5 protein-coding genes are annotated in these 4,371 nt (G+C 42.3%); all 5 read right to left on the bottom strand.

Annotation, left to right across the window (positions count from 1 at the left end; translation table 11 throughout):
* Window positions 1-989: 989 nt before the first annotated feature.
* A complete protein-coding gene (locus OQ5_RS0110595) occupies window positions 990-1,268 on the bottom strand; it encodes a Txe/YoeB family addiction module toxin (protein WP_016777472.1) in 279 nt (92 codons plus the stop codon).
* Complete coding sequence (locus OQ5_RS0110590; RefSeq protein WP_016777471.1) at window positions 1,265-1,582, bottom strand: hypothetical protein; 318 nt, start codon at window positions 1,580-1,582, stop codon at window positions 1,265-1,267. Before OQ5_RS0110590 ends, OQ5_RS0110595 begins: the two co-directional genes overlap by 4 nt.
* Window positions 1,583-1,588: 6 nt before the next feature.
* A complete protein-coding gene (locus tag OQ5_RS21970; RefSeq protein ID WP_016777470.1) occupies window positions 1,589-2,443 on the bottom strand; it encodes a tyrosine-type recombinase/integrase in 855 nt (284 codons plus the stop codon).
* Window positions 2,436-3,458 carry a tyrosine-type recombinase/integrase gene (locus OQ5_RS0110580; RefSeq protein WP_016777469.1) on the bottom strand — a complete coding sequence of 341 codons (1,023 nt, stop codon included), beginning with the start codon at window positions 3,456-3,458 and terminating at the stop codon, window positions 2,436-2,438. The genes OQ5_RS21970 and OQ5_RS0110580 overlap by 8 nt, the downstream gene beginning before the upstream one ends.
* Window positions 3,442-4,371: hypothetical protein (locus OQ5_RS23500; protein WP_016777468.1), on the bottom strand; the 930-nt coding region annotated here is incomplete at its 5' end. The genes OQ5_RS23500 and OQ5_RS0110580, both read right to left, overlap by 17 nt.

The following is a 4,371-nucleotide window of genomic DNA, read 5'->3' as shown; positions in this document are numbered from 1 at the left end:
GCAGCAAAACCGGTCAATACACGGAGTTGGAATATGTCAAAGAACGTTTTTACATCTTCTTTTCTGCAAGATAGAAAAATTCCTTCATATCCTTTTTTCTTCAATTGAAGATTTTCATTTGAAGGTTTCAATTGAAAAAAAAAGATTCAAGAGATTTAAACAGAACCAGGCATTTTGACCTTGTAGGCAACCTTTTTAAGCCAGCGCTGGCAGGTCAAGGCTTTTGGAAAAAATACTACCCGAGGGAACGTAGGGTGGAGATTTTTTTCAAAACCCTACGGGCCTGGCCTTGCGCGGGTTGGCCTGTGGGCTTTAACTTGGCCGTAAAGGTTTAAATGGTGGTTTATTCAAAAGGGATCCCTTTACGAATGTGAGATTATTTTATGTTTCTTCATTGCTTAAAAGTTGCTAATAAGTATGGAACTGCGGGAGGTAAAACAGCCTTGAGCGTGCGGTGGGGCGTAGGGTGCAAAAAGCGGAAGAATGAAGCGGTTTGCGCCCGCAGCGAAGGGAACGTCAGTGCGAGCCGTCTGCGAGTACGACCGAGGCCGTGGCCTGGAAGGTGACGAAGGAGCCGGAAGGACGCGTGGCGTTTACGCTGAGGCTTTGGCGTCCCGACTTAGTGTTTTGTTGGCTCCGGTTTTCTCGGAGCCTTACAAACACTTAATCGGGATGACAAAGACGAACCGAGGGAGTTAGCAGGCGAGCCAAACACGGCAGCGGTTGGATGCGTGGCGATGTGGAGTTTACGGAACATGGCCTAAGCAGACAAAAGAGCTGCAGTGACGATGACAAGGGAACGCGAGTTTTGTGACAGCCTTGTGATCCCGAAAACTTTCGGGAGAACAACCCTAAGGGCGGACGGCGCTTGTTTTATGCCTTAAAGAGTTTACACGTTTAAAAACAAGTGCCGTACGGGCTGGCGCTAAACTTGCTGACCGAGGAAGAGGAACACCGCTTTACCGGGTCTGTGCGGTGGGATTTAAGACTTACTTATCACCGTAATGACCCCAAAGGCTTAAAACATGAACAGTTACGATGTCTTCATTTATAGAGTAAACAAGTCGGTGCTTATGATTTATTCTGCGTGAAAACTTCCCGGACAAGCCATATTTCATTAGCTCTATACGCCCTGTTCCTTCAGTAGGGTTTTCTTTAAGTTCATTAAGAAGTTTAGCTATCTTTTTAAGCACAACTTTATCACCAGCTTTCTTGTGTTTTTCAATGTCAGCTTGGGCTACTTTGGTAAATTCCAGAACATAACTCATAGCCCAAGTAAATCATTAATTTCTTCAGAACTCGTAACTCTTTTTACCTCACCATTTTTCGCTTGCTCTGCACTGAGTTTTATTTTCTTAACCATCTCAGCACTAAAGTAAACATCATCTTCATTTATAGGCGTTAAGGCGTAAGATTTATTAGCCCCTCGCTGAACAATGATTTGCTCTCCTTTATCTGCCCTTTCAAAGTACAGCCTTTGATTTTGCCTAAATTCTCTACTACTGATTACTAACATGACATTTCGATTTAGTGTGTACCAACATGGTACAAAGTTATTAAATTCTACGATCATTTCCTTCATTTTGTTTTATTTCAGAGGATGATATTTATCCAGTTCCTTCTGCAAATCTTCCAAATTGTCTGTTCTGTATCTTTCCGTGCTGCTTACATATTTATGCCCGGCCATGTATTGCACTTCTCTCAGGTTGTAATGTTTGAGCCAGTTTGTAATCACGGAAGCCCGGATTTGTGCCATACTTTTTAACCGGGGTTCGTAGCGGTTTATCATGGCTTTTATCCTAGACATTCCTCTGACTAACCGCTTTTTATGGAAAAGGTAATTTCTTTCAATTTCTTCATTTAAGGATTTTCTTTCGGTTAGTAAATATTCATGCAATGGCAGTATTTGAAAGGGTTTCAAGTCTAATATTCTTTTGTTTGTTCTCTTTGTTGATGGTACATATATTTTCCCTTTGTCGAGCTGTAAATGGTTTATCTCGAGCTTGGTTAGTTCTTGTTCCCGCAAGCCTTGGTAAATCCGTAAACCTAAAATCAGATGATAAGTTTTTAAAGTGTTCTCATGTGTCCAGTAATTCTTGCTTTCCGGGAACTTGTTGTAAATATCATTTAGTTGCTTTTCGGTAAATAAATCGTGTGGTATCCTTCGTTGTACCCCTTTTAATCGTATGGGTTCGGCTATGTTTGGTAGTTCCTTAAATTCAAGGTAGTAAGATATTTTCTTTAACTCTAAGTTGATAGTTTTGGCCTGTACGCCCTGGCTTTTGCGGTAGCGGATATATTCCATTAAATTCTCGTGTTCCAGGTTGTCGATGTTTAACTGGTTCTCATGTAAATAGAGCTTAAATTTCTTTTCTATAAACTTGCTGTAATCGCCTGCCGTATTACTTCCAAAACCTTTGTTTATGAGCCACTGTTTAAACATATCCTTCTTTTGCTAAATGAGTATACTTCTGAGTAGTTTCTAATGATTTATGCCCTAAAAAACGGCTGATATATTCCAGCTTCATACCGCTTTGCAGTAAATGCGTGGCTATGGAGTGGCGTAAAATGTGCAGCCCGAAGGTTTTCTGTTTCAGCTTTTCATCGTTTGTTTGGTTTTTTATCAGTTGCAGGCGGTTATACATGCCGCCAAAGCCCCATCTTTGGCCACGCCTTCCGAGTAGTAAAGCCTCTGTTTTTCCTCCGTTCAGTAAATCGTTTCGCTGACCGGTTATGTAATCCTTTAAATCTTTCTTTACCTGTTTGCTTAACGGAACGTAGCGTTCCCGGTAATTTTTTCCTTTTCGTACATAAACCAACTCTTTTTCAAAAAGGATGTCATTGATATTTAACGCTGCCCCTTCGCTTGCCCTTAATCCACATCCATAGAAGATATTTAGCATTGCCACATCCCTTTGGTTGTAAAGGTTGGTATCATCTTTTGCAGCCTTGTACATAGCTTTGATTTCTTCTTTGGTTAAATAAGTGGTTGTTTCGGTTGTTTTAAATAATTCGTGTTTGATGGTAAAACTGGCTTTTCCGGTGGTTTGTAAATACTTGCCCAGCAGCCTTAAATTGGTTATGTGCTTGTTGATGTAGCTTACACTTAAGCCCCCTGTTTTGTTGCAGTTGGGACGGTGTTGTAAATACTCGAGGTATTGACCCAAGTGGCTTTCCCAGTAATCTTTTAGGTGATGGGTATTGTTTTGCTCCAAAAAATGGAAAAACTCCCTTATGATGTTTTCTGCAAACTTTACCGATTGCGGTCTGTAGCCCAGTGTTTCAAGCCATAAAGTAAAACTTTCCGTGAGGTGCAGGAACTGCTTACTTTTTATTTCCCTATATACACACTTTTTGGGTCGCGGGTCGCCAAGGGGTATTTGTAGGACTGGCAAGGGTTCTGGTGACCCATTTGGCGATTCAGGGCTTGGGTCGCCAGCCTTACTCCCGGGTATCATTGTTCAGGCTATTTAACTGGTTTAAAAGGTGTTCCCGTATTTGACCCCGCAGTTTTGTTATATTGTCCCAGTAACTGATTTTATATTTTAACCCCCGGTTTTGATAACCGCCTGACACGCTTAAATATTCAAGCTCAATTAATTCATTGATGTACCGTTGCAGTTGGCTTTTGCTCATGCCTAAGCTGTGGCGGATTTCCCTTTGTGTAAACTCATAGTTCTGTGGGTTCTCCTTTTCCTGTACGTAGGTTTTAAGGTTCTCGAAAAACTGCCTTAAACTCCCGTCCAGTTCGTCTACCTTTAAAAAAATGCTGTCGAACATGATTTCAACAGCGGTTTGCAGGTCTTCTTTTTCGGTGATTAAACGCCCTTGCGCGTCTTTTTTCCTTTGGTACTGGTTTATGAGCGTGATTTGCTTTACAAAGCACAAAAACAGTTCGTGGAGCCTCCGGATTTTGTGAGCCTGCTGTGGCAGTTTTATCTTATCGGCATACGGGTTGATGACTTTGTAAGGTTTTAGCATCCGCACGCAGTTTTGTAAAAACTCTTTGGCCTCTGTTTCATCTTCTTTTTTGATTAGCCCGGCGGCCAGTTTGCTTTGGTATTCGATTATCCTTGCCGTCTGCTCCGGGCTTTCGTCCACGGCAATAATGAAAAGGCGGCTCATGTTGTCCTCGTAAATATGTCCGTGGGTGGTAGCGCATAAGCTGGCCATGGGGCCTCGTACGATGCGTTTTGCGCCTCGGCTGTTTCCGTTGTCATCCTTTTGGCTGGTGGAGCTGCGCAGCATGTTGTTGCTGATAAGTTCGCGCCAGGCAAAAAGGGCTTCTTCTTTTAATCCGTCCACATCTTCAAGGCAAAGCAAATGGTACATCAGTTCAAATTCGCCATAGTTGTACAGGCTGTTGTCGGT

It is taken from the genome of Anaerophaga thermohalophila str. Valhall (genome assembly GCF_000250735.1).
Classification (GTDB): Bacteria; Bacteroidota; Bacteroidia; order Bacteroidales; family Marinilabiliaceae; genus Anaerophaga; species Anaerophaga thermohalophila_A.
The sequence above is the reverse complement of the archived record's forward strand: the minus strand, read 5'-3'. Positions and strand labels throughout refer to the sequence as shown.